The 24,778-nt window shown below is 48.8% G+C and carries 25 protein-coding genes, 2 pseudogenes and 1 other annotated feature; of the genes and pseudogenes, 16 read left to right on the plus strand and 11 right to left on the minus strand.

Annotated elements, in window-relative coordinates; translation table 11 throughout:
- Window positions 1–3: 3 nt before the first annotated feature.
- The 5 genes and pseudogenes from AACU19_RS12185 to wzzB form a co-directional block, all read left to right on the plus strand.
- Window positions 4–359 (plus strand): annotated as a pseudogene (locus AACU19_RS12185) (ISAs1 family transposase); the annotation flags it as partial.
- 77 nt (window positions 360–436) lie between these two features.
- Entirely contained in the window at window positions 437–2,056 is a 1,620-nt protein-coding gene (locus tag AACU19_RS12190; protein ID WP_241957777.1) for an LTA synthase family protein, read from the plus strand.
- A 134-nt stretch (window positions 2,057–2,190) separates the two neighbouring features.
- A complete protein-coding gene (gene gndA / locus AACU19_RS12195; RefSeq protein ID WP_105278940.1) occupies window positions 2,191–3,597 on the plus strand; it encodes an NADP-dependent phosphogluconate dehydrogenase in 1,407 nt (468 codons plus the stop codon).
- A gap of 248 nt (window positions 3,598–3,845) precedes the next feature.
- Window positions 3,846–5,012: a UDP-glucose 6-dehydrogenase gene (gene ugd / locus AACU19_RS12200; RefSeq protein ID WP_105278941.1), complete on the plus strand. Its 1,167-nt coding sequence runs from the start codon at window positions 3,846–3,848 to the stop codon at window positions 5,010–5,012.
- 145 nt (window positions 5,013–5,157) lie between these two features.
- Entirely contained in the window at window positions 5,158–6,135 is a 978-nt protein-coding gene (gene wzzB / locus AACU19_RS12205; RefSeq protein WP_001300963.1) for an LPS O-antigen chain length determinant protein WzzB, read from the plus strand.
- A gap of 171 nt (window positions 6,136–6,306) precedes the next feature.
- Here wzzB and hisIE read toward each other — a convergent pair whose 3' ends face one another.
- The 9 genes from hisIE to hisL form a co-directional block, all read right to left on the minus strand.
- Complete coding sequence (gene hisIE, locus AACU19_RS12210; protein WP_105278942.1) at window positions 6,307–6,918, minus strand: bifunctional phosphoribosyl-AMP cyclohydrolase/phosphoribosyl-ATP diphosphatase HisIE; 612 nt, start codon at window positions 6,916–6,918, stop codon at window positions 6,307–6,309.
- Window positions 6,912–7,688 (minus strand): imidazole glycerol phosphate synthase subunit HisF, encoded by a 777-nt coding sequence (hisF, locus tag AACU19_RS12215; RefSeq protein WP_000880156.1) that lies wholly within the window; start codon window positions 7,686–7,688, stop codon window positions 6,912–6,914. Before hisF ends, hisIE begins: the two co-directional genes overlap by 7 nt.
- Window positions 7,670–8,407 carry a 1-(5-phosphoribosyl)-5-[(5-phosphoribosylamino)methylideneamino]imidazole-4-carboxamide isomerase gene (gene hisA / locus AACU19_RS12220; RefSeq protein WP_000586449.1) on the minus strand — a complete coding sequence of 246 codons (738 nt, stop codon included), beginning with the start codon at window positions 8,405–8,407 and terminating at the stop codon, window positions 7,670–7,672. Before hisA ends, hisF begins: the two co-directional genes overlap by 19 nt.
- Window positions 8,407–8,997, minus strand: coding sequence for an imidazole glycerol phosphate synthase subunit HisH (gene hisH / locus AACU19_RS12225; protein ID WP_001103560.1), 591 nt, complete (start codon window positions 8,995–8,997; stop codon window positions 8,407–8,409). Before hisH ends, hisA begins: the two co-directional genes overlap by 1 nt.
- Entirely contained in the window at window positions 8,997–10,064 is a 1,068-nt protein-coding gene (hisB, locus tag AACU19_RS12230) for a bifunctional histidinol-phosphatase/imidazoleglycerol-phosphate dehydratase HisB (protein ID WP_105278943.1), read from the minus strand. Before hisB ends, hisH begins: the two co-directional genes overlap by 1 nt.
- Complete coding sequence (hisC, locus tag AACU19_RS12235) at window positions 10,064–11,134, minus strand: histidinol-phosphate transaminase (RefSeq protein ID WP_105278944.1); 1,071 nt, start codon at window positions 11,132–11,134, stop codon at window positions 10,064–10,066. Before hisC ends, hisB begins: the two co-directional genes overlap by 1 nt.
- Complete coding sequence (gene hisD / locus AACU19_RS12240) at window positions 11,131–12,435, minus strand: histidinol dehydrogenase (RefSeq protein WP_032184500.1); 1,305 nt, start codon at window positions 12,433–12,435, stop codon at window positions 11,131–11,133. Before hisD ends, hisC begins: the two co-directional genes overlap by 4 nt.
- A 5-nt stretch (window positions 12,436–12,440) precedes the next feature.
- A complete protein-coding gene (hisG, locus tag AACU19_RS12245) occupies window positions 12,441–13,340 on the minus strand; it encodes an ATP phosphoribosyltransferase (protein WP_105278945.1) in 900 nt (299 codons plus the stop codon).
- A gap of 46 nt (window positions 13,341–13,386) precedes the next feature.
- Window positions 13,387–13,510, minus strand: a sequence feature (His leader region).
- Window positions 13,486–13,536 (minus strand): his operon leader peptide, encoded by a 51-nt coding sequence (gene hisL, locus AACU19_RS12250; protein ID WP_001364200.1) that lies wholly within the window; start codon window positions 13,534–13,536, stop codon window positions 13,486–13,488. It overlaps the preceding feature by 25 nt.
- A 426-nt stretch (window positions 13,537–13,962) precedes the next feature.
- Between hisL and AACU19_RS12255 the strand changes: the two genes are divergently transcribed.
- The 4 genes from AACU19_RS12255 to plaP all read left to right on the plus strand — a co-directional run bounded on the left by AACU19_RS12255 (window position 13,963) and on the right by plaP (window position 17,387).
- Window positions 13,963–14,787 (plus strand): SDR family oxidoreductase, encoded by an 825-nt coding sequence (locus tag AACU19_RS12255; RefSeq protein WP_105278946.1) that lies wholly within the window; start codon window positions 13,963–13,965, stop codon window positions 14,785–14,787.
- A 45-nt stretch (window positions 14,788–14,832) separates the two neighbouring features.
- Window positions 14,833–15,762 (plus strand): LysR substrate-binding domain-containing protein, encoded by a 930-nt coding sequence (locus AACU19_RS12260; RefSeq protein ID WP_105278947.1) that lies wholly within the window; start codon window positions 14,833–14,835, stop codon window positions 15,760–15,762.
- A 214-nt stretch (window positions 15,763–15,976) separates the two neighbouring features.
- On the plus strand, window positions 15,977–16,039 hold the full coding sequence (gene yoeI, locus AACU19_RS12265) for a membrane protein YoeI (RefSeq protein WP_010723108.1): 63 nt from the start codon (window positions 15,977–15,979) through the stop codon (window positions 16,037–16,039).
- Window positions 16,029–17,387: a putrescine/proton symporter PlaP gene (gene plaP, locus AACU19_RS12270; RefSeq protein ID WP_000019197.1), complete on the plus strand. Its 1,359-nt coding sequence runs from the start codon at window positions 16,029–16,031 to the stop codon at window positions 17,385–17,387. The genes yoeI and plaP overlap by 11 nt, the downstream gene beginning before the upstream one ends.
- Before the next feature lie 73 nt (window positions 17,388–17,460).
- On the opposite strand, the gene sbcB is transcribed toward plaP, so the two are convergent.
- Window positions 17,461–18,888 (minus strand): exodeoxyribonuclease I, encoded by a 1,428-nt coding sequence (sbcB, locus tag AACU19_RS12275; RefSeq protein ID WP_105278948.1) that lies wholly within the window; start codon window positions 18,886–18,888, stop codon window positions 17,461–17,463.
- Window positions 18,889–19,096: 208 nt separating this feature from the next.
- On the opposite strand from sbcB, the gene dacD reads away from it, so the two are divergent.
- The 4 genes from dacD to AACU19_RS12295 all read left to right on the plus strand — a co-directional run bounded on the left by dacD (window position 19,097) and on the right by AACU19_RS12295 (window position 22,613).
- The gene (gene dacD, locus AACU19_RS12280) at window positions 19,097–20,263 is read left to right on the plus strand and encodes a serine-type D-Ala-D-Ala carboxypeptidase DacD (protein WP_105278949.1); all 1,167 of its coding nucleotides are present in this window, start codon (window positions 19,097–19,099) and stop codon (window positions 20,261–20,263) included.
- Window positions 20,264–20,381: 118 nt separating this feature from the next.
- A complete protein-coding gene (gene sbmC / locus AACU19_RS12285; protein ID WP_105278950.1) occupies window positions 20,382–20,855 on the plus strand; it encodes a DNA gyrase inhibitor SbmC in 474 nt (157 codons plus the stop codon).
- 198 nt (window positions 20,856–21,053) lie between these two features.
- Entirely contained in the window at window positions 21,054–22,112 is a 1,059-nt protein-coding gene (locus tag AACU19_RS12290) for an FUSC family protein (RefSeq protein ID WP_001200890.1), read from the plus strand.
- Window positions 22,113–22,283: 171 nt separating this feature from the next.
- Window positions 22,284–22,613 (plus strand): DUF496 family protein, encoded by a 330-nt coding sequence (locus AACU19_RS12295; RefSeq protein ID WP_000450409.1) that lies wholly within the window; start codon window positions 22,284–22,286, stop codon window positions 22,611–22,613.
- Between the two features lie 100 nt (window positions 22,614–22,713).
- Here AACU19_RS12295 and AACU19_RS12300 read toward each other — a convergent pair.
- Window positions 22,714–23,010 (minus strand): annotated as a pseudogene (locus AACU19_RS12300) (EutP/PduV family microcompartment system protein); the annotation flags it as partial.
- Between AACU19_RS12300 and AACU19_RS12305 the strand changes: the two are divergent.
- From AACU19_RS12305 to cobS, 3 genes are all read left to right on the plus strand, one after another.
- Complete coding sequence (locus tag AACU19_RS12305) at window positions 22,989–23,348, plus strand: cobalamin biosynthesis protein (protein ID WP_105278951.1); 360 nt, start codon at window positions 22,989–22,991, stop codon at window positions 23,346–23,348. The pseudogene AACU19_RS12300 and the gene AACU19_RS12305 overlap by 22 nt on opposite strands.
- A 133-nt stretch (window positions 23,349–23,481) precedes the next feature.
- On the plus strand, window positions 23,482–24,027 hold the full coding sequence (cobU, locus tag AACU19_RS12310) for a bifunctional adenosylcobinamide kinase/adenosylcobinamide-phosphate guanylyltransferase (protein WP_000973165.1): 546 nt from the start codon (window positions 23,482–23,484) through the stop codon (window positions 24,025–24,027).
- Complete coding sequence (gene cobS, locus AACU19_RS12315; protein ID WP_001297350.1) at window positions 24,024–24,767, plus strand: adenosylcobinamide-GDP ribazoletransferase; 744 nt, start codon at window positions 24,024–24,026, stop codon at window positions 24,765–24,767. The genes cobU and cobS overlap by 4 nt, the downstream gene beginning before the upstream one ends.
- Window positions 24,768–24,778 lie beyond the last annotated feature (11 nt).

The following is a 24,778-nucleotide window of genomic DNA, read 5'->3' on the forward strand; positions in this document are numbered from 1 at the left end:
CCTTGTGTACTCTCCTTTCGGTCAATAATAGCAGAGCAAAAGAATGAGCCAGAAATGACGGTCAGATATTATATCAGTTCTGCTGATTTAACGGCAGAGAAGTTTGCTGCAGAGATTCGAAATCACTGGCACGTAGAGAATAAGCTGCACTGGCGTCTGGACGTGGTAATGAATGAAGACGACTGCAAACTAAGAAGGGGAAATGCAGCAGAATTATTTTCAGGGATAAAAGGCATATCGCCATTAATATTTTGACGAAAGATAAAGTATTCAAGGCTGGGCTAAGACGTAAGATGGGAAAAACAACTATGGACAAAGACTACCTCGCGTCAGTCTTTGCGGGGAGCCGGCTTTCGTAATCTTGCTCTGGTGATACAATGCTGAATAAATAACATTAAAAATTTCAAATAAAATGGTTTAACCCAACATGAACTTTATGAGTATTATTAGAATAATTTTACCTTTCTGTATTTTTTTGAGTATTTTACTTTACTCTGGAAGGGCGGATTGTGTTTTTTTATTTACTATTGAATACACCTTTACAAGTGTGGCAATTTTTCTGATAAAGAGAAAGTTTATAAGTAATATTTTATGGGGAATTTATCTTTCCATTTTAGGTGTGCAGGCAGCGTCGCTATTTAGTTCAGGACAATATTTGATGCCTCTTGCCTTGTCGAATGCTGCAGAAATTGAATCCCTAGGTATTGGTGAGGTAATTAAAGTTTTATTTGTTTTTATTTTATTTGTTATAGTTTCATTCATTACAATGCCTTCAGGTGCTCTAACTGAGCGTATTAAATATTATAAATTTAATCTTCTCTGTATAGTATTATTGCTTATGTGTTCTTTCATAAGTGCGGGACCAGTATATGCTTTTTATGAAACGGCAAAATTGTTCTATTTACAGCAAACCTTTAAGCCTAGTAAGAAGATCGGAGATGCAGGGGAATCATTTTTAAAAACAAGTGTTTTTATTAACCCTATAGAAAATAACTACAGTTTCAAAGGTCGTAATGTTATTGTAATATTTACTGAGGGGTTTTCATCTGAAATTATGGGCAACGCCAAACCAGGAGCATTTTCAGTTACACCTAATTTAAATAAGTTATCTACTGAAGCACTAAGTTTTAAAAATTATTATAACCATACAGCTGCAACATTTCGAGGATTGAGAGGTCAGTTAACTTCTGGTTATCAATTTCGAGATGGTTTAACTGATGCTGGTACAGGTATTGCACAATTATCTAATGCAGAAATTAATAATATTTATCTTCATCGTCAAACCTCTTTATCGGATATATTAAAAGAGCATGGCTATAAAAGTTATTTTATAGCTTCCACCGAAAAAAATAGTCCACTCAATACAATGTTGAAGACACTTAATTTTGATAAAGTTCTTGGCATGGGTGATTTTATTGGTTATCAACGAGACAGAATGACGGATAAGCAAACATTTAATGCACTGCAATATTTTTTACGTTCTCAGGAAAATAAAAAAGAACACTTCTTTATTGGTGTCTATCCATCTGGTACTCATCATGGTCAAGATAGTCCAAATGAAAAATATTTTGATGGTAAGAACCCGCTCTACAATAAATTCTATAACTATGATTTTCAGTTAGGGGAATTTGTTGACTTCTTTCGGCGTAGTTCATTTTATAATAATACATTATTAATAATAACGTCAGATCATTCAACATTTCCTTCGACAGAATATAAAAAAGCATTTAATAGCGATTCTCGTTACTTTGTAGGCGAAATACCATTTCTGGTTATTGGAGGAGATATCACTCCTGAAACTTTGGATGCAGACGGTAAAAATTCATTAAGCTTTGCGCCAACAATATTGCACATGTTAGGGATTCAGTATTCAATGAACTATTTTTTGGGATGTTCTCTTTTTGATAAGGAATGCACATCGCCATTTTCACATTTTTCTGCTATTGGTAATGACTATTTCATTACAAGCAAAGAAAATCATGTTGAACTAATACCAAATAATAGTGATAGTGAATTAATAAAACTTGCTGAACGTTTTTATAATATTAGTGGATAAGTAGATGATTGGGTAAAAAGCAATCGATCCACTAATTATGAAAAATATGACTGTAAAATAAGATATAAATTAAGCTATTCTTTATCTTAAATAAGCCGCAACCCCGCGGTGACCACCCCTGACAGGAGTAAACAATGTCAAAGCAACAGATTGGCGTCGTCGGTATGGCAGTGATGGGGCGCAACCTTGCGCTCAACATCGAAAGTCGTGGTTATACCGTCTCTATTTTCAACCGTTCCCGTGAAAAGACGGAAGAAGTTATTGCCGAAAATCCAGGCAAGAAACTGGTTCCTTACTATACGGTGAAAGAGTTTGTTGAATCTCTGGAAACGCCTCGTCGCATCCTGTTAATGGTGAAAGCAGGTGCAGGCACGGATGCTGCTATTGATTCCCTCAAGCCATACCTCGATAAAGGTGACATCATCATTGATGGTGGTAATACCTTCTTCCAGGACACCATTCGTCGTAACCGTGAGCTTTCTGCCGAAGGCTTTAACTTTATCGGTACCGGTGTCTCCGGTGGTGAAGAAGGTGCGCTGAAAGGTCCTTCCATTATGCCTGGTGGCCAGAAAGAAGCCTATGAACTGGTTGCACCGATCCTGACCAAAATCGCCGCCGTTGCTGAAGACGGCGAGCCATGCGTTACCTATATTGGTGCCGATGGTGCTGGTCACTATGTGAAGATGGTTCATAACGGTATTGAATACGGCGATATGCAGCTGATTGCTGAAGCCTATTCACTGCTTAAAGGTGGCCTGAACCTCACCAACGAAGAACTGGCGCAGACCTTTACCGAGTGGAATAACGGTGAACTGAGCAGCTACCTGATTGACATCACCAAAGATATCTTCACCAAAAAAGATGAAGACGGTAACTACCTGGTTGATGTGATTCTGGATGAAGCAGCAAACAAAGGTACCGGTAAATGGACCAGCCAGAGCGCGCTGGATCTCGGCGAACCACTGTCGCTGATTACCGAGTCTGTGTTTGCACGTTATATCTCTTCTCTGAAAGATCAGCGCGTTGCCGCATCTAAAGTTCTCTCTGGTCCGCAAGCTCAGTCAGCAGGCGACAAGGCTGAGTTCATCGAAAAAGTTCGCCGTGCGCTGTATCTGGGCAAAATCGTTTCTTACGCTCAGGGCTTCTCTCAGCTACGCGCCGCGTCTGAAGAGTACAACTGGGATCTGAACTACGGCGAAATCGCGAAGATTTTCCGTGCTGGCTGCATCATCCGTGCGCAGTTCCTGCAGAAAATCACCGATGCTTATGCCGAAGATCCGCAGATCGCTAACCTGCTGCTGGCTCCGTACTTCAAGCAAATTGCCGATGACTACCAGCAGGCGCTGCGTGATGTCGTTGCTTATGCAGTACAAAACGGTATCCCGGTTCCGACCTTCGCCGCTGCGGTTGCCTATTACGATAGCTACCGTGCCGCTGTTCTGCCTGCGAACCTGATCCAGGCACAGCGTGACTATTTCGGTGCACATACTTATAAGCGCATTGATAAAGAAGGTGTGTTCCATACTGAATGGCTGGATTAATCTGATTTAACCAACAATAAAATTGAGGCCCGGCGTATATTGCACCGGGCTTTTTTTTGCCATTTATCTTATAGACTAAATTTCACTGCTTAATATTAACTTAATAAATATCAGCTACTCTTATAAAGAAAATCTGAATTGTTTTTCGTTGCGTTGACCAGCTATCGACGTAGCGTTAAAACTTTTAACTCTTATCAGGATGCTAAAAACATCATGATTCACAGTTAAGTTAATTCTGAGAGCATGAAATGAAAATCACCATTTCCGGTACTGGCTATGTAGGCTTGTCAAACGGGCTTCTAATCGCACAAAATCATGAGGTTGTGGCATTAGATATTTTACCGTCACGCGTTGCTATGCTGAATGATCGGATATCTCCTATTGTTGATAAGGAAATTCAGCAGTTTTTGAAATCAGATCAAATACGCTTTGATGCCACACTAGATAAAAATGAAGCCTACCGGGATGCTGATTATGTCATCATCGCCACTCCAACCGACTATGATCCTAAAACTAATTATTTCAATACATCCAGTGTAGAATCAGTAATTAAAGACGTAGTAGAGATAAATCCTTATGCGGTTATGGTCATCAAATCCACGGTTCCCGTTGGTTTTACCGCAGCGATGCATAAGAAATATCGTACTGAAAATATTATTTTCTCCCCCGAATTCCTCCGTGAAGGTAAAGCTCTTTACGATAACCTTCATCCGTCACGTATTGTCATCGGTGAGCGTTCGGAACGCGCAGAACGTTTTGCTGCGTTATTACAGGAGGGCGCGATTAAGCAAAATATCCCGACCCTGTTCACCGATTCAACCGAAGCAGAAGCGATTAAACTGTTTGCTAATACCTATCTGGCGATGCGCGTAGCATACTTTAACGAGCTGGATAGCTATGCAGAAAGTTTAGGTCTGAATACTCGCCAGATTATCGAAGGCGTTTGTCTCGACCCGCGTATTGGCAACCATTACAACAATCCGTCGTTTGGTTATGGTGGTTATTGTCTACCGAAAGATACCAAGCAGTTACTGGCGAACTACCAGTCTGTGCCGAATAACCTGATCTCGGCAATTGTCGATGCAAACCGCACGCGTAAAGATTTTATTGCCGATGCCATTTTGTCACGCAAGCCGCAAGTGGTGGGTATTTATCGTCTGATTATGAAGAGCGGGTCAGATAACTTCCGTGCGTCTTCCATTCAGGGGATTATGAAACGTATCAAAGCGAAAGGCGTTGAAGTGATCATCTACGAACCGGTGATGAAAGAAGATTCATTCTTCAACTCTCGTCTGGAACGTGATCTCGCCACCTTCAAACAACAAGCCGACGTCATTATCTCTAACCGAATGGCAGAAGAGCTTAAAGATGTGGCAGATAAGGTATACACCCGCGATCTCTTTGGCAGCGACTAACATCTTGTTATCAGGGCTATTTACGCCCTGATTGTCTTTTGTTACCTCCGCAATAATTCATTATTTTTATCACTTATCCTATAGCATTCACTAGGATTATCGCTAAACTATGCGGACTTGGAAATTTCCGTCAGTTAGGGTAATGATGAGAGTAGAAAATAATAATGTTTCTGGGCAAAACCATGACCCGGAACAGATTGATTTGATTGATTTACTAGTGCAGTTGTGGCGTGGCAAGATGACAATCATCATTTCCGTCATTGTGGCTATTGCCCTGGCTATTGGATATTTGGCAGTAGCGAAGGAGAAATGGACGTCAACAGCAATTATCACGCAGCCCGACGTGGGGCAAATTGCTGGCTATAACAATGCCATGAATGTTATCTATGGTCAGGCTGCGCCGAAAGTATCGGATTTACAGGAAACGTTGATTGGTCGCTTCAGTTCTGCCTTCTCTGCATTAGCAGAAACGCTGGATAATCAGGAAGAGCCAGAAAAGCTTACCATCGAACCTTCTGTTAAGAACCAGCAATTACCATTGACTGTTTCTTATGTTGGGCAAACTGCAGAGGGCGCACAAATGAAGTTGGCCCAATACATTCAGCAAGTTGACGATAAAGTGAATCAAGAGCTAGAAAAGGATCTCAAGGACAACATTGCTCTGGGACGGAAAAACTTGCAGGACTCTTTAAGAACACAGGAAGTGGTTGCGCAGGAACAGAAAGATCTGCGTATCCGTCAAATTCAGGAAGCGTTGCAGTATGCGAATCAGGCGCAGGTGACAAAGCCACAGGTTCAGCAGACTGAAGATGTGACGCAAGATACGTTATTCCTTTTGGGTAGCGAAGCGCTGGAGTCGATGATTAAGCACGAGGCGACCCGTCCGTTGGTGTTCTCGCCAAACTACTATCAGACTCGTCAAAACCTTCTGGATATCGAAAACTTAAAGGTTGATGATCTTGATATTCATGCTTACCGTTATGTGATGAAACCGACGTTACCTATTCGTCGCGATAGCCCGAAAAAGGCAATTACCTTGATTCTGGCAGTGCTGCTGGGCGGCATGGTTGGCGCGGGGATTGTGCTGGGGCGTAACGCTCTGCGTAATTACAACGCGAAGTAATCTTTTCGGTTTTAAAGAAAATGGGCAGGGTGGTGACACCTTGCCCGTATTTTTTGCCGGATGCGATGTATCCAGCTTACGTGTGCAGAGAGAATAGTCGGCACGATAAGCTTGCGCATCGGGCAATGGCTCCGGGTGTGACAACAACATCACACCTGCTCAGTCCGCAACTCACTGATGCCGTTTGCGCAGGTTCTCAATTACCGTCGTTAAATCCAGATCCTGATCCTGCAACAGCACCAGCAGGTGATACATCAAATCAGATGCCTCGTTGGTCAGCTCAAAGCGGTCATGTACCGTTGCTGCCAGTGCGGTTTCCACGCCTTCTTCGCCCACTTTCTGCGCAATGCGTTTGGTGCCGCTGGCATACAGTTTGGCGGTGTAGGAGGTTTCTGGGTCGGCAGATTTACGTTCGGCGAGCAGTTGTTCCAGTTGATACAGGAACAACCACTGGTGAGCGGTGTTGCCGAAGCAGCTGTTGGTGCCTTTGTGGCAGGTCGGGCCGATGGGATTCGCCAGCACCAGCAATGTGTCGTTGTCGCAGTCCGGCGCAATATTTACTACGTTGAGGAAATTGCCGGACGTTTCACCTTTGGTCCACAGTCGCTGTTTAGTGCGCGAGAAGAAGGTGACTTTGCCACTTTCGATGGTTTTGTCTAAGGCTTCCGGGTTCATATAGCCCAGCATTAACACTTCGCCGGATACCGCGTGTTGCACAATCACCGGCATAAGTCCGTCGGTTTTTTCCCAGTCCAGTTCTCGACGTTGTTGTTCTGTTAACATATCCTGATCTCCACGCCCTGTGTTGCCAGGTACGCTTTTAATTCACCAATATTGATTATTTGTTTGTGGAATACAGAAGCTGCCAGCGCGCCGTCAACGTCGGCATCGCGGAAGGCTTCGAGGAAGTGTTCCATGGTGCCTGCGCCACCGGAGGCAATCAGCGGGACGTGGCAAACTTCACGCACTTTTTTCAGCTGCTCTAGGTCGTAACCGTTACGCACGCCGTCCTGATTCATCATGTTGAGGACGATTTCTCCGGCACCGCGTTTTTGCACTTCCTGTACCCAGTCGAGCGTTTCCCACTGAGTGACGCGGGTGCGGCTTTCATCGCCGGTATATTGATTCACATGATATTTACCGGTTTCGGCGTCGTACCAGGTATCAATACCGACCACAATACACTGCACTCCAAAGCGATCGGCCAGGCGAGTGATTAACGTCGGGTCCGCCAGCGCAGGAGAGTTGATGGAGATTTTATCTGCACCAAAGGAAAGAATTTTCGCGGCGTCATCCAGCGACTTAATCCCACCCGCCACGCAGAACGGGATGTCGATCACTTCCGCCACGCGGGATACCCAGCTTTTATCTACCACGCGTCCATCGCTGGAAGCGGTGATATCGTAGAACACCAGTTCATCAGCGCCTTCTTCGGCGTAGCGTTTTGCCAGCGGTACAATATCGCCAATGATTTCATGGTTGCGAAACTGTACGCCTTTCACCACCTGACCATCACGAACGTCGAGACACGGAATTATGCGTTTTGCCAGCATGCGATGGCCTCCTTCACGGTGAATTTACCTTCCAGTAATGCCCGACCAACTATTACGCCGCGCACACCAGTGCCACGCAGGGCAGCAACATCGTTAATGTCGCCAATGCCGCCGGAGGACTGAAATGCCACCTGCGGATATCTGGCGCACACTTCTTCATATAAAGAGACGTTAGAACCTGCCAGCGTGCCGTCGCGCGAGATATCTGTACACAGCACATGTTTCAGGCCGACGGGCAGATAGGTTTCCACCAGTTGTTCCAGCGAAACGCCTGAGTTCTCTTGCCAGCCGCTGACTGCCACCTGCTTGTTGCCTTGCTCGTCAATACGGACATCCAGCGCCAGCACTAAGGCATCGGCACCGAAGCGTTCAAACCAGCCTTTCACCATTTCTGGTGATTTCACCGCGGTGGAGCCAACCACCACACGCGCAACGCCTGCTTCCAGTAACGCCGCCACGTCTTCTTCGCTACGCACGCCGCCGCCAACCTGCACTGGAACGTTAACACCCGCGACCAGGGTTTTAATCAGCGGGATTTGACGTTTAGCCGGATCTTTTGCCCCGGTCAGATCCACCAGGTGCAGTACTTCGGCACCCTGCGCGGCGTAATCCTGTAAGCGCGGCAGCGGGTCGTTACCGTAATCGCGCTGTTTGCCGTAATCGCCCTGATGGAGACGCACCACGGTGCCGTCGATTAAATCTAATGCCGGAATAATCATCACATCTCCAGGAAATTTTTCAGCAACTTAGCGCCAGCGGCACCAGAACGCTCCGGGTGGAACTGCACGCCGTAGAAGTTATCTTTTTGTACCGCCGCGGTGAACGGTTCGCCGTAGTTACACTGGGCGATGGTCCACGGATTGACCGGCATTGCGTAGCTGTGAACAAAGTAAAAGTACGCACCGTCTTCAATCCCCTGAAACAGGCGGTTGCCTGCCTGCGGGTAAACACGATTCCAGCCCATATGCGGCAGCGGCAAACCAAAGTCGGTCATTTTCGGCACGTCTTCGTCGATGATGCCCAGCAAATCGACACCGTTGCTCTCTTCGCTGCGCCGCCCCAGCAGTTGCATCCCTAAGCAGATGCCCAGCACCGGTTGGGTACAGGCTTTGATGAGATCAAACAACTCGCGCTCACGCACCTGGTCCATCGCCGCTTGCGCGGTGCCAACGCCGGGTAAAAACAGTTTATCGGCCAGCAACACGACGTCCGGGTCACGGCTAACTTTGGGTTCATAACCGTGACGCGCAATGGCAGACTTCACCGAGTTCAAATTGGCGCAGCCGGTATCAAGGATCACCACGTTCATTACAGCACTCCTTTCGACGAGGGTAGGGTGTCGCCTTCCACGCGGATAGCCTGGCGCAGGGTGCGACCAAAAGCTTTGAACAGGCTCTCTACACGGTGGTGATCATTTTTACCTTTGGTTTTCAGGTGCAGGGTCACGCCCATGGTGTAAGAGAGCGAACGGAAGAAGTGCTCGATCATTTCGGTGCTGAGATCGCCCACGCGCTGGTAGGTAAATTCAGCTTTATATTCCAGGTGCGGGCGACCAGAGATATCCAGCGCGCAGCGGGCAAGGCATTCGTCCATCGGCAGTACAAAACCAAAGCGGCAAATACCGCGTTTGTCGCCGAGGGCAATTTTTAACGCTTCGCCCAGCGCCAGTCCGGTATCTTCGACGGTGTGGTGATCGTCGATATAGAGATCGCCTTTGACGTTGATTTCCATACGGAAACCGCCGTGGGTGGCGATCTGATCCAGCATGTGATCAAAGAAGCCAACGCCGGTGTTAATCTTGCTGCCACCTTCGCGATCCAGCCACACCTGAACGTCAATCTGCGTCTCTTTGGTGTTGCGCACTACGTGGGCGTAACGGTCTCGTTTAGTGAGCTGCTCGCCAATCATCGGCCAGCTCAGGATTTCGCGGTCGTAGCGTAAACCATTAATGCCCATGTTTTCCGCCAGTTGAATGTCGGTCGCGCGATCGCCAATCACATAACTGTTAGTGCGATCCATTGCCTGCTCAGCCAGGTAACGTTCCACCAGTTTTACTTTCGGCTTACGGCAGTCGCACTCATCGGCGGGCAAGTGCGGGCAAATCAGCACTTCATCAAACTGTACGCCTTGCGAAGTGAAGATCTGCATCATCAGGTTGTGCGGGCCATCAAAATCCGCCTGCGGGAAACTTTGTGTTCCCAGACCATCCTGATTCGTGATCATCACCAGCTTGTAGCCCGCTTTTTGCAGCTTCAGCAGTTCCGGGATCACGCCCGGTTCAAAGGCGAGTTTGTCAAAACGGTCCACCTGAAAATCACTCGGCGGTTCGCTAATCAGGGTTCCATCGCGATCGATAAAAAGATACTTCTGACTCATCAAACTTGCTCCGCACGTAAGGCGTCAATGACGCGCTGGCTTTCTTCACGGGTTCCGACGGTAATTCGCAGGCAGCCGCTTAAAGAGGGTTGTTTATTCTGATCACGTAAGATAATGCCCTGATCCCACAAAGATTTAAACACTGCGCTGGAGGCTTTAAAGCGCGCCAGAATGTAGTTGGTTTCAGAGTCAAAAACCTGCTCCACGCAGGGGATCTCTTTCAGTGCGGCAATCAGGTATTCGCGTTCAGCAATAATTTGCGCCACTCGTTCGCGCATGGCGACGATTCCCTGCGGGCTTAACGCCTGGGCTGCAATATCGGCAACCGGTGTCGAGAGCGGGTAGGGGGCGATCACTTTCATCAGCAGGTTGATGACGTCTTCGTTTGCCAGCGTAAATCCGCAACGAAGCCCTGCCAGAGCAAAAGCTTTCGACAGTGTGCGCAAAATAGCCAGGTGCGGATATTCCGCCAGCCAGCCAGCCAGCGATGCCTGCGGGCAAAACTCAATATAGGCTTCATCGGCAACCACAATCGCCTTACCGCGGGTTAACTCCAGCAGAGTGCGAAAATCCTGCGGGTTGATCAGTTGCCCGGTCGGATTGTTGGGGCTGCAAACGTAGACCACTTTTACTCCGTCCAGCTTGTCGGAAATGCCCTGTAAGTCCAGTTGCCAATTGTCCAGGGTCGGCACTGTGCGGCATTCGACACCAATGGTTTCAGCGCTGACGCTGTACATGCCGTACGTTGGCGGGCAGTAGAGGATGGCGTCTTTACCTGGTTCGCAAAAAGCGCGGATCAGCAGTTCAATACCTTCGTCCGCGCCACGGCTGACCAGCACCTGTTCCGGTTTTACGCCTGCATATTGCGCGTAATTTTCAATCACCGCTTTTGGCTGGCATTCCGGGTAGCGGTTGAGCGTTTGCTGAGTGAGCTGAAACTCCACGGCGGTGGGATATTCGTTGGCGTTCAGCCAGACGTCGCCGTTACCGCCCAGACGACGCGCCGACTGATACGGCGTCAGGTTGCGGACGTTTTCACGCGCTAAATCGGTAATAGTCACGGTGCTCATGCTTGCTCCTTAAGGGCGTTAACACGCAAAGTAACGGCATTTTTGTGGGCAGTCAGGCGCTCGGCGGCGGCCAGTGTTTCAATGGTTGAAGCCAGCGTGGAAAAGCCTTCTTTCGACAGTTCCTGTACGGTCATGCGTTTCTGGAAATCTGCCAGCCCGAGGCTGGAACAGGTGGCGGTATAACCGTAAGTCGGCAGCACGTGGTTGGTGCCGGAGGCGTAATCACCTGCCGATTCCGGTGACCAGTCACCAAGAAATACCGAACCGGCACTGGTGATGCCATCGACCAGATCGCGGGCGTTGCGGGTCTGAATGATCAGGTGCTCCGGACCGTACTGGTTGGAGATCTCCACGCACTGCGCTAAATCGTTGGTTACGATCAGGCGGCTGGCGCTCAGTGCCTGACGGGCGGTTTCGGCGCGCGGCAGTTCTGCCAGCTGGCGTTCGACGGCTTCGGCAACGCGACGCGCCATATCAGCATCAGGAGTCAGCAAAATCACCTGTGAATCCGGGCCGTGTTCAGCCTGAGAAAGCAAATCAGAAGCCACGAAATCCGGCGTAGCGCCGCTGTCAGCAATCACCAGCACTTCCGATGGGCCTGCGGGCATATCGATCGCCGCACCGTCCAGACGCTGGCTCACCTGACGTTTTGCCTCGGTGACAAAGGCGTTGCCAGGCCCGAAGATTTTGTCCACTTTCGGCACGGATTCTGTACCAAACGCCAGTGCGGCAATGGCCTGTGCGCCGCCGACGTTAAACACGTCCTGCACGCCGCACAGCTGCGCCGCGTAAAGAATTTCATCGGCAATCGGCGGCGGTGAGCACAGCACCACTTTTTTACAGCCCGCAATACGCGCCGGAGTTGCCAGCATTAATACTGTTGAGAAGAGCGGGGCGGAGCCGCCAGGAATATACAAACCCACTGAAGCCACCGGGCGCGTGACTTGCTGGCAACGAACGCCAGGCTGAGTTTCAACATCTACCGGCGGCAGTTTTTGCGCAGTGTGGAAGGTTTCAATATTCTTTACTGCCACCGCCATCGCCTGTTTTAGCTCGTCGCTCAGGCGTTCGCTGGCAGCGGCGATCTCATCCGCAGATACCTTCAGCGCGGTAACCGTGGTTTTATCAAACTTCGCGCTGTATTCCCGCAAGGCCTCATCGCCACGCGTTTTCACGTTATCGAGAATATCGTTAACAGTGCGGGTAATGCTTTCAGAGGCGGAGATCGCCGGGCGCATTAACAGCTGGCGTTGTTGCTCCGCAGTACAGCTATTCCAGTCAATGATTGTGTTAAAGCTCATGGCGATCACTCCATCATCTTCTCAATCGGCAGGACCAGGATTGAACTGGCACCCAGCGCTTTCAGTTTTTCCATCGTTTCCCAGAACAGGGTTTCGCTGCTGACCATGTGCATCGCTACGCGTTGTTGATCACCCGCCAGCGGTAGAATAGTTGGGCGTTCGGCACCTGGCAGCAGGGCGATGACTTCATCCAGACGTTCGGTCGGTGCGTGCATCATGATGTATTTTGATTCGCGCGCCTGGATCACACCCTGAATACGCGTCAGCAGTTTGTCGATCAGTTGCTGTTTGGATTCTTCCATTTCGCCATCGCGTTGGATCAGGCAGGCTTTCGAGCGGTAGATAACTTCGACTTCGCGCAGGCCGTTAGCTTCCAGCGTGGCACCGGTGGAAACCAGATCGCAAATCGCATCCGCCAGTCCGGCGCGCGGCGCAACTTCAACAGAACCGTTCAGTAAGCAGGATTTAAAAGAGATGCCTTTCTGGTCGAGATAACGCTTGAGCAGGTGAGGATAAGAGGTGGCGATACGTTTACCGTTTAAGGAGAGCGGGCCGTCCCAGGCGTCATCAACCGGCGTTGCCAGCGAAAGGCGACAGCCGCCGAAATCCAGACGACGCAGGGTAAAGTAGCGTGGATCCTCACCCTGGGCGCGGCGGTTAAGCAGCTCTTCTTCCAGCACGTTTTCGCCGATAATCCCAAGGTCAACCACGCCGTCCATTACCAGACCGGGAATGTCGTCGTCACGCACGCGCAGAATATCAATCGGCATGTTTTCTGCCATCGCGATCAGGCGCTGGGTGTGAAGATTAATTTTAATGCCACAGCGCGCCAGCAATTCGCGTGAGTCATCACTTAAACGGCCGGATTTCTGCATAGCTATGCGTAAACGAGTGTTATCTGTCATTTTCTTATTCCTCTTTAAACCTGTCTGAACCGTTATCAACCGCGCAATAAAAAAGCCCCCGGAAGGTGATCTTCCGGGGGCTTTCTCATGCGTTCATGCACCACTGGAAGATCTGAATGTCTTCCAGCACACATCGCCTGAAAGACTAGTCAGGATGATGGTGATGATGGTGGTGTTTAAATTGAACGCGTGTCATAAAAGTCTCTGTGAATGTTTATTCAACTGATGTCTTTTAACCTAAACCACTTTCACGTTAGAAAGCAAGGGCTTTTTTATATATTTTATGGCGATGGATTTGTTTAATGAATGAGCGGGGAAAGGAGAGGGCCAGGAGTGGCTACGTTAAAAAAGTAATCGTGAAAATATGTCTTTAAAACCCTCAAGAACATTGTGTTCTGTAACTAAAGTGGGCTTGGTTCCTGCCGGATGCGGCGTGAATGCCTTATCTGGTCTACAAATGTTGCCTAAATTCAATATATTGATGTTTTTGTAGGACTGATAAGCGGAGCGCATCAGGCAATTGTATATTTGCTAACAGTTTCGATTTCATTCATAGAATGAATTGTCAGTTTTGATACGCTAGCGTAGCCTTATAGATCTAAGGTGTATCAGGAGATAACGGATGAAAAAGGTCGCAATTGTCGGGTTAGGGTGGTTAGGCATGCCGCTGGCGATGTCACTTTCAGCGCGAGGCTGGCAAGTCACCGGGAGTAAAACCACACAAGATGGCGTCGAAGCGGCCCGAATGAGTGGCATTGATAGTTATCTGCTTCGCATGGAACCTGAGTTAGTTTGCGATTCTGACGATCTGGATGCCCTGATGGATGCTGATGCGCTGGTCATCACGCTTCCGGCACGTCGTAGCGGCCCCGGCGATGAGTTCTATTTACAAGCGGTACAAGATTTAGTGGATAGTGCGCTGGCTCATCATATTCCCCGCATTATTTTTACCAGCTCAACGTCTGTCTATGGCGACGCACAAGGCACCGTTAAAGAAACCACCCCGCGTAATCCGGTGACCAACAGTGGACGAGTATTAAAAGAACTTGAAGACTGGCTGCACAATTTACCCGGTACTTCAGTCGATATTCTGCGTCTTGCGGGCCTGGTCGGGCCGGAACGTCATCCTGGTCGCTTTTTTGCCGGAAAAACCGCGCCTGATGGTGAACATGGTGTCAATTTAGTCCATTTAGAAGATGTTATTGGCGCTATCACCCTGTTGTTACAGGCACCTAAAGGCGGACACATCTATAATATATGTGCGCCAGCTCACCCTGCGCGTAATGTTTTCTATCCGCAAATGGCCCGTTTACTGGGGCTTGAACCTCCGCAGTTCAGAAATAGTCTGGACAGCGGCAAAGGTAAGATTATTGATGGCAGCCGGATTTGTAATGAACTGGGATTTGAATACCAGTATCCCGATCCGCTGGTAATGCCGCTGGAGTAAACGATCACGCCAGCAGGACGCCGCATGCACTGCAAGGGGGCGTGTATGAAACCACTGCTGGATGTGTTGATGATCCTCGATGCCTTAGAAAAAGAAGGCAGTTTTGCGGCGGCGTCGGCCAAACTCTACAAGACGCCGTCCGCTCTGAGTTACACCGTTCACAAGCTGGAAAGCGACCTTAATATTCAATTGCTTGATCGTAGCGGACACCGCGCTAAATTCACCCGCACCGGAAAAATGTTATTAGAGAAGGGGCGGGAAGTTCTGCATACCGTGCGAGAACTGGAAAAACAGGCGATAAAACTGCATGAAGGCTGGGAAAACGAGCTGGTGATTGGCGTGGACGACACCTTCCCTTTTTCTCTTCTCGCGCCACTTATTGAAGCTTTTTATCAACATCATAGCGTGACGCGCCTGAAGTTTATCAATGGCGTGCTCGGTAGTTCCTGGGATGCCCTGACTCAGGGACGAGCGGATATTATTGTTGGTGCGATGCATGAGCCACCATCTTCCAGTGAGTTTGGTTTTTCACGGTTGGGCGATCTTGAACAAGTCTTTGCGGTCGCGCCCCATCATCCGTTAGCCCAGGAAGAAGAACCGTTAAACCGTCGTATCATTAAGCGATATAGGGCGATTGTGGTAGGGGATACTGCGCAGGCAGGCGCTTCTACGGCCTCGCAACTTCTCGACGAACAAGAAGCCATTACCGTTTTCGATTTTAAAACCAAGCTGGAGCTGCAAATTAGCGGCCTCGGCTGCGGCTATTTACCCCGTTATCTGGCGCAACGTTTTCTCGATAGTGGCGCGTTAATCGAGAAGAAAGTGGTCGCCCAAACTCTCTTTGAACCTGTCTGGATTGGCTGGAACGAACAGACCGCAGGACTTGCCAGCGGCTGGTGGCGAGACGAGATTTTAGCAAATAGTGCGATCGCCGGTGTTTATGCAAAATCTGATGACGGAAAATCAGCCATTTAAAGAAAAATTATTATGACAAGCCTCTCATTCTCTTGTCATTTCCCCCCCATTTAGGCACAATGCGCCGCTGTCAAAAAATGACTAAAAACCGACGTTTAATTAGCGTCGGTTATTTTTTGCTTCAAACCAATCATTCATACCAAGAGGCCGGGCTTCGTACCGGATAGATATTTACTAAAAATCGACAGTTGTTGTCGCTGAGGAATCCAAAAAAATGGGGCAATTTTTTGCTTACGCGACGGTTATCACCGTAAAGGAGAATGACCATGTCGCATAACGTTACTCCAAACACCTCTCGCGTGGAATTGCGTAAAACGCTTACGTTAGTTCCGGTTGTAATGATGGGTCTTGCCTATATGCAGCCGATGACGCTGTTTGATACTTTTGGTATCGTTTCAGGCCTCACGGATGGTCATGTGCCAACAGCCTATGCGTTCGCGTTAATCGCGATCCTGTTTACGGCTCTGAGCTATGGGAAGCTGGTTCGCCGCTATCCTTCCGCTGGCTCTGCATACACTTACGCCCAGAAATCCATTAGCCCGACAGTTGGCTTTATGGTGGGTTGGTCTTCTCTGCTCGACTATTTGTTCGCGCCGATGATCAACATTCTGCTGGCAAAAATTTATTTTGAAGCTCTGGTGCCTTCCATTCCATCGTGGATGTTTGTGGTGGCGCTGGTGGCCTTTATGACCGCCTTTAACCTGCGTAGTCTGAAATCCGTAGCGAACTTCAACACTGTAATCGTCGTGTTGCAGGTAGTGCTGATCGCGGTGATTCTGGGCATGGTTGTTTATGGCGTATTTGAAGGTGAAGGCGCTGGTACGCTGGCGAGCACTCGTCCGTTCTGGTCTGGTGATGCACATGTCATTCCGATGATTACCGGGGCGACAATCCTGTGCTTCTCCTTTACCGGCTTTGACGGCATCAGCAACCTGTCGGAAGAAACCAAAGATGCAGAGCGCGTGATCCCACGTGCGATTTTCCTGACCGCGCTTATCGGTGGCATGATCTTCATCTTTGCAACTTACTTCCTGCAACTGTACTTCCCGGATATCTCTCGCTTTAAAGATCCGGATGCGTCACAGCCTGAAATCATGCTGTACGTTGCGGGTAAAGCGTTCCAGGTTGGCGCGCTGATCTTCTCCACCATTACCGTACTGGCGTCCGGTATGGCGGCGCACGCAGGCGTGGCGCGTCTGATGTACGTAATGGGGCGTGACGGCGTGTTCCCGAAAAGCTTCTTCGGTTATGTACACCCGAAATGGCGTACTCCGGCGATGAACATCATCCTGGTTGGCGCGATTGCCCTGCTGGCAATCAACTTCGACCTGGTAATGGCTACGGCGCTGATTAACTTTGGTGCGCTGGTGGCGTTCACCTTCGTTAACCTGTCGGTTATTTCGCAGTTCTGGATCCGTGAGAAGCGTAACAAGACGCTGAAAGATCACTTCCAGTATCTGTTCCTGCCGATGTGTGGTGCGCTGACTGTAGGTGCGCTGTGGGTTAACCTGGAAGAAAGCTCAATGGTTCTGGGGCTGATCTGGGCGGCAATCGGCCTGATTTACCTGGCTTGTGTCACCAAGAGCTTCCGTAACCCGGTTCCGCAGTACGAAGACGTTGCATAATCTTACAAGCCGGATGACATAATCATCCGGTAAATCTCAAAAAGCCGGAGTTTGTCGCTCCGGCTTTTTTGTTTCAGACGATCTCTTCCGCGTACTGCCAAAGCGCTTTTAACAGCGCCACTTTCTCTTTGTCATCGGCATATTGTTGTGCCAGCATCTGCAATTCATCAGCATAGCCCTGCAAAAACTCTGGCGTGAAAACCTGGCGGCGGTACTCCAGCCAGCGTTGCTGCTCGGCATAATCCAGCGTCCCCGGGAAGTTGCGTGCCCGATAATTGAACAACAGCTTTTCAATCCGTTTATCAACAAAAGTGATATCCAGTGCCGGTAAATTACGCGGCTCGGTTTCCAGCACAATTTTCATTGCTGCACGATCGGCGTCACTGAAAAAGCCATTATAAAGCTGTGCATCCACGTTATCTGAAGGCGTAAACGGTTCGGCTTCCGCGAATATCGCCACCACTTTTTCACGCACTTGCGGATTTTCACGCAGAATTTTCAGGTTATCGAGGCAATGCTGACGATTAATTCCCAGTCGGTCGGCATCTTCCGGGCGTAGCGTATTCGCCTGGGCCAGCACCGGACATTTATTGATATGCACCAGTTTAACCGGAACGGCGGCGTTATCGCCAAGATCGGCTTTTGCGGTATATAGACGCTCGCGCAATGTGTCGCTATCCAGTTCCAGTAATGGCGAAATGTCTCCTGCCAAATCCACCATAATTACGGCATTGCGATTTTCAGGATGCCACGCCAGCGGTGCTACCCAGCTGGTATTGCCGCGCCATGCCCCAAACATTCCGGAAACGTGAACCAGGGGTTTCATCTGCGGAACATCAATCAACTCCATCAGTTTGTGTTTATTACGATGGGTAAAGAGATAATCAAACAGGCGTGGCTGACGCGTTTTTACCAGTTTCGCCATCGCAATAGTGGCGTACACATCAGCCATCGCATCGTGGGCGTTGCTATGTTCAATACCATTCGCTTTGGTTAAATGCTCAAGGCGAAAGCTCGGTAGACCGTCATCATTTTCAGGCCAGTTTATTCCTTCCGGGCGCAGGGCATAACAGGCACGCATAACATCCAGTAAATCCCAGCGCGAGTTATCATGCTGCCAGCTCCAGGCGTAAGGATCGTAGAAATTACGATAAAAAACGTTGCGTGTGACTTCGTCGTCGAAACGCACATTGTTGTAGCCGAGAATACAGGTCTTCGGTACGGTAAAAAGCGAGTGAATACGGGCGGCAAACGCGGCTTCGTTTTCTCCTTTCGCCCTTGCCTCCTGCGGGGTAATACCGGTAATTAATACTGCTCCAGGCTGGGGTAAATAGTCATCCGCGGGCTTGCAGTAAAAAACTTCGGGTTCGCCGATGACGTTAAATTCGTTATCAGTGCGAATGGCTGCGAACTGTGCAGGGCGATCTAACGCGGGGTGCGTTCCAAAGGTTTCGTAATCGTGAAACAAAAAGGTAGATTGTTGCTTACCGTCATTCATCATTAGGTTAAATCCGTTATTTCTGCTGTCTGCCAGAGTATCAAATATCACCGTGCTAATCAGCTTTAGCGCGACAATTTGGCAGCGAGTGGCAACAGATCATGTCAGATAAAAATGAGATAGTAGTCACATTTTCTTGCACTTTATTCCAGCCAGTTCATAAGTATTTCCGTAAAAAGAACAGCTATTTGAAACACCTGAGGGTTTGCTGTTGAAACGCCGTCTTATTATTGCTGCTTCTTTGTTCGTTTTTAATTTATCGTCTGGTTTTGCGGCGGAAAACATTCCTTTTTCACCTCAGCCTCCAGAGATTCATGCCGGGTCCTGGGTATTGATGGATTACACCACCGGTCAGATTCTCACCGCGGGTAATGAGCATCAACATCGCAATCCCGCCAGCCTGACAAAGCTGATGACGGGCTATGTCGTGGATCGCGCTATCGATAGTCATCGCATTACGCCAGACGATATTGTCACCGTGGGGCGCGATGCGTGGGCGAAAGATAATCCGGTGTTTGTCGGTTCTTCACTGATGTTTTTGAAAGAGGGCGATCGCGTATCGGTACGTGATTTAAGCCGTGGTTTAATTGTGGATTCCGGAAATGACGCTTGTGTTGCACTGGCTGACTATATTGCCGGTGGGCAACGGCAGTTTGTTGAAATGATGAACAACTATGCTGAGAAACTGCATCTCAAGGATACGCATTTTGAAACAGTGCATGGTCTGGATGCACCTGGCCAGCATAGCTCGGCTTATGATTTAGCTGTGCTTTCTCGCGCTATCATCCACGGCGAGCCCGAGTTTTATCATATGTACAGTGAGAAAAGCCTCACCTGGAACGGTATCACCCAGCAAAACCGTAACGGGTTATTGTGGGATAAAACCATGAATGTTGACGGCCTGAAAACGGGTCATACTTCTGGTGCCGGGTTTAATCTCATTGCTTCGGCTGTAGACGGGCAGCGTCGCCTCATTGCAGTGGTAATGGGTGCTGACAGCGCAAAAGGTCGTGAGGACGAGGCAAGAAAATTACTGCGTTGGGGGCAACAAAACTTTACTACAGTGCAAATTTTGCATCGTGGGAAAAAGGTCGGGACGGAACGCATCTGGTATGGCGATAAAGAAACTATCGCCCTGGGAACGGAACAAGAGTTCTGGATGGTGCTACCGAAAGCCGAAATTCCACATATCAAAGCAAAATATACCCTTGATGGTAAAGAACTCACCGCGCCAATTAGCGCCCATCAGCGGGTAGGGGAAATTGAACTTTACGACCGTGATAAACAGGTGGCGCACTGGCCGCTGGTTACCCTGGAATCTGTCGGGGAAGGCGGCATGTTTTCCCGCCTGAGTGATTATTTCCACCATAAGGCCTGACCTTTCTTTTGCAGCAGACTGGCAGGAGTGCGAGTCTGCTCGCATAATCAACACTCATTCCTTGTGGTTTTAATATTGCAACTACACTGTATATAAAAACAGTGTTAATGGAGGCGTCATGAACTACGAGATTAAGCAGGAAGATAAACGTACCGTTGCAGGTTTCCATCTCGTTGGCCCGTGGGAACAGACGGTAAAGAAAGGCTTTGAGCAGTTGATGATGTGGATAGATAGCAAAAATATTGTGCCGAAGGAGTGGGTTGCTGTCTATTACGACAATCCAGATGAAACACCCGCCGAAAAATTACGCTGCGACACCGTCGTGACGGTGCCGAATAACTTTACGCTCCCTGAAAACAGTGAGGGCGTCATTCTGACAGAAATTTCAGGTGGTCAGTATGCGGTGGCGGTGGCTCGTGTAGTCGGTGATGATTTTGCTAAACCCTGGTATCAGTTCTTTAATAGCCTCTTGCAGGACAGTGCTTATGAAATGTTACCAAAGCCCTGCTTCGAGGTTTATTTGAACAATGGCGCGGAAGATGGGTACTGGGATATCGAAATGTATGTTGCGGTGCAGTCAAAACATCACTAATTCATCTCAGGGCGGTGTGTTAACGCGATGACCACTCTTTTTTTGAAAGCGAAAAGAGTAAGATGCGCCTTTCAAATTTTCCGCTCTTGCCGGGAAATTACACTGTTCCCGGTATGTCCGTCGGATAATTCAGAGGTGCGCCTTCTGGCCGACAGATGTGTTATGAGCGCTTTTAATCTTCATTAACGGAGTTTCTGCGTGCGTGCCGATAAGTCATTAAGCCCGTTTGAAATCCGGGTATACCGCCATTACCGCATTGTGCATGGTACTCGGGTCGCGCTGGCATTCCTGCTCACTTTTCTCATTATCCGCCTGTTTACTATCCCGGAAAGCACCTGGCCGCTGGTCACCATGGTGGTGATTATGGGGCCAATCTCGTTCTGGGGTAACGTTGTCCCTCGCGCATTCGAGCGTATTGGCGGTACGGTGTTGGGTTCGATTTTAGGTCTTATCGCTCTGCAACTGGAGTTAATCTCGTTACCGCTAATGTTAGTCTGGTGCGCTGCGGCTATGTTTCTTTGCGGTTGGCTGGCGCTGGGCAAGAAACCGTATCAAGGTTTATTGATTGGGGTGACGCTGGCAATTGTTGTTGGTTCCCCGACAGGTGAAATTGATACGGCGTTATGGCGAAGCGGCGATGTGATCCTCGGCTCTTTACTGGCAATGTTGTTTACCGGCATCTGGCCACAACGGGCGTTCATCCACTGGCGCATTCAACTGGCAAAAAGTCTGACCGAGTATAATCGGGTCTATCAATCTGCATTCTCACCGAACTTACTCGAACGCCCGCGTCTGGAAAGCCATCTACAAAAACTCCTGACCGATGCCGTGAAAATGCGTGGGCTGATTGCGCCCGCCAGCAAAGAAACCCGTATTCCAAAATCGATATATGAAGGTATCCAGACCATTAATCGCAATCTGGTTTGTATGCTGGAGTTGCAAATCAATGCATACTGGGCCACGCGCCCCAGCCATTTCGTGTTATTGAACGCGCAAAAACTTCGTGATACCCAGCACATGATGCAGCAAATACTGCTGAGCCTTGTTCATGCGCTGTACGAAGGTAATCCGCAGCCGGTTTTTGCCAATACGGAAAAATTGAACGATGCTGTGGAAGAGCTGCGTCAGTTGCTCGATAACCACCATGACCTGAAGGTCGTGGAAACACCAATCTATGGTTATGTGTGGCTGAACATGGAAACGGCACATCAGCTTGAGTTGCTATCGAATCTGATTTGCCGGGCCTTGCGCAAATAATTCCTGAACTTCAGAATCATCTTGCTGCTGCTTCGATTCAGCAAGGATAAAGGGTATGATAGTGAAAAGGGATAAAAGCATTGTCATCTGCGGCAGCTATGAGTAATGTTGGCCCTAACGAATAGCGGTTGCTTAAACGAATCCGACTCTCACATTATCAGGGGTATAAAAATGGAAACTACCAAGCCTTCATTCCAGGACGTACTGGAATTTGTTCGTCTGTTCCGTCGTAAGAACAAACTGCAACGTGAAATTCAGGACGTTGAGAAAAAGATCCGTGACAACCAGAAGCGCGTCCTGCTGCTGGACAACCTGAGTGATTACATCAAGCCGGGGATGAGCGTTGAAGCAATCCAGGGCATCATCGCCAGCATGAAAGGTGACTATGAAGATCGCGTTGACGATTACATCATCAAAAATGCCGAGCTCTCCAAAGAACGCCGCGATATCTCCAAAAAGCTGAAAGCTATGGGCGAAATGAAAAACGGCGAAGCGAAGTAATTCCTGTTTTATTCAATGAGGGTTGCCCGGTAACCCTCATTGCTCATTGTTTCTTTTCTGTGTATCACCGTCATCATTCCCATCTGATAACCTATTGAAATTAGCGACAGCCTTCTTCTGTATGCAGCAAGGCAAAAAGTTCTGTAACTCCATTGTTATTAACCGCACTGGTTACTAACACGTTGTGCGCTCCAGCTTCCCGTAACCAACATTTCACCAAAGATATTTGTTCCATACTGGCTAAATCTGCTTTGGTTACTACTCCAATGACCGGGCGATTCATTGACGAGGTAAAGCCTGGCGAAAAAGGTGACCACGGTGCGTCCGCATTAAGTACCAGCGCGATAATGTCTGCTTCGCAGGCACTGACCAACAATGCACTGTAAAGGCTGCGATTTTATTGGTGAGGACTGGCAGCAAGATTTCCAGCCTTTTGACGGTGGGCCTGTGCAATCGTTATCAGATGCGTATAGCGATTATTCAGTGCTGCTATTGATAGCAGCTGAAAGCGAGATATCCGTACCAGAATGGCTCGCTCATTCTGAGGGAACGACGGTAATTTTGATTACAGAACACAATGCCCGTTTGCTGAATGGTCCGGCTGGAGGGGCTGTAGCATTAATCCATTATTTGAATGAAATCTGTCATTCCAGAGAAACCGCTGTCAATGACGCATTTTGTCGGACGTTAACACGAGGAAGTCTGGCTATTCCGCAATGCCATCTTCTTTCGTAATGGATTGAGAATGCTGGATTTTTAATTATATTACGCGCAGTATTAATCGCGTAAATGTTTTGCGGTCAGCAACAGTGGGGGAACCATTGTTCTGTTCAATGAATACCATCATACAATTGAATCAGGAGTCGGTATGATGATTTTGGTGACAGGTGGAGCACGGAGCGGGAAGAGTCGCCACGCAGAGGCGCTTATTGGGGACTCTTCACAGGTTCTGTATATCGCCACCTCGCAAATCCTTGATGATGAGATGGCTGCACGGATAGAACATCATCGGCAAGGCCGCCCGGCTCACTGGCGCACAGTGGAGCGCTGGCAACATCTTGATGAATTAATTCATGCAGACATTAACCCGAATGAGGCTGTGTTGCTGGAATGCGTTACCACAATGGTGACTAATCTGTTGTTTGATTATGGCGGCGATAAAGACCCTGATGAATGGGATTATCAGGCGATGGAACAGGCGATTAATGCTGAGATTCAGTCGTTGATTGCTGCCTGCCAACGTTGCCCCGCAAAGGTTGTATTAGTGACTAACGAAGTGGGAATGGGGATTGTGCCGGAGAGTCGTCTGGCACGACATTTTCGTGATATTGCCGGGCGGGTAAATCAGCAGCTGGCCGCTGCGGCAAATGAAGTATGGCTGGTGGTTTCGGGTATTGGAGTAAAAATCAAATGAGTAAATTATTTTGGGCGATGCTCTCATTTATTACGCGTCTGCCTGTACCGCGTCGCTGGTCCCAGGGACTGGATTTCGAGCATTATTCTCGCGGTATTATTACTTTTCCTTTAATTGGATTATTGCTTGGCGCGATTAGCGGGCTGGTCTTCATGGTGCTGCAGGCATGGTGTGGCGTACCACTGGCGGCATTGTTTAGCGTACTTGTGCTGGCGCTGATGACCGGGGGATTCCACCTGGACGGCCTCGCTGATACCTGTGATGGCGTATTTTCTGCACGTAGCCGCGATCGCATGTTGGAAATCATGCGTGATAGCCGTTTAGGCACCCACGGCGGTCTGGCATTGATTTTTGTTGTACTGGCAAAGATTCTGGTGTTAAGCGAGCTGGCTTTGCGTGGCGAACCGATCCTTGCATCGCTGGCGGCAGCATGCGCGGTCAGCCGCGGGACTGCCGCATTATTGATGTATCGTCATCGTTATGCCCGGGAAGAAGGGCTTGGCAATGTGTTCATTGGCAAAATTGATGGGCGACAAACCTGCGTCACACTCGGTTTAGCCGCTATTTTTGCTGCCGTATTATTGCCAGGTATGCATGGTGTGGCTGCTATGGTGGTGACGATGGTGGCGATTTTCATCCTCGGTCAGCTTCTCAAACGTACGCTGGGCGGGCAAACCGGCGATACGCTGGGAGCAGCCATAGAGCTTGGTGAACTGGTCTTCCTGCTGGCACTGCTATAAAGAGACGTGAC

The organism is Escherichia sp. MOD1-EC4550 (genome assembly GCF_963876935.1).
In the GTDB taxonomy this organism is placed as follows: domain Bacteria; phylum Pseudomonadota; class Gammaproteobacteria; order Enterobacterales; family Enterobacteriaceae; genus Escherichia; species Escherichia coli_F.